Source organism: Mycobacterium montefiorense (assembly GCF_003112775.1).
GTDB classification, from domain to species: domain Bacteria; phylum Actinomycetota; class Actinomycetes; order Mycobacteriales; family Mycobacteriaceae; genus Mycobacterium; species Mycobacterium montefiorense.
Genome location: NZ_BFCH01000044.1, coordinates 1 through 511, shown reverse-complemented (window position 1 = coordinate 511; position 511 = coordinate 1). Strand labels below are relative to the sequence as shown.

The window sequence follows — 511 nt, the reverse complement described above, 5'->3', positions numbered from 1 at the left end:
GCTGCGGGTTGTGTGGCGTCGGTGGATGTGTTGTCTGATGAGGCGTTGGTGGGGGCGCGGTCGCGGTTGGATCCGGCTGCGGGGGTGATGCTGAGCGCGTTGTGGGTGGTCTCGACGAGTCAGTTGGTGTTGATTGTGCATCACTTGGCTGTTGATGGGGTGTCGTGGCGGATTTTGTTGGAAGACCTCAATATTGGGTGGGCTCAGCATCGTGGCGGTGCGCCGATTGTGTTGTTGGCGTCGGGGTCGTCGTTTCAGCGGTGGGCGTCGGTGTTGGCTGAGCATGCTTTAGCGCCTGGGGTTGTTGCGCAGCTGCCGGTGTGGGAGCAGGTGTTGGATACTCCGGCGGTGTTGGAGCCAGTGGAGCCGGGGGTGGATACGTTTGCCACGGCGGGGCGGTTGTCGGCGTCGTTGGATGTTGAGACGACTCGGATGGTGCTTGGTGAGGTGCCGGCGGCGTTTCATGCGGGGATCAACGACATTTTGTTGATTGCTTTCGGGTTGGCGTGTG

1 protein-coding gene is annotated in these 511 nt (G+C 61.4%); it reads left to right on the top strand.

Annotated elements, in window-relative coordinates:
* Positions 1-511, top strand: a 511-nt coding sequence (locus DB708_RS25825) for a condensation domain-containing protein (protein WP_133251063.1), incomplete at both ends; no start/stop codon positions are given.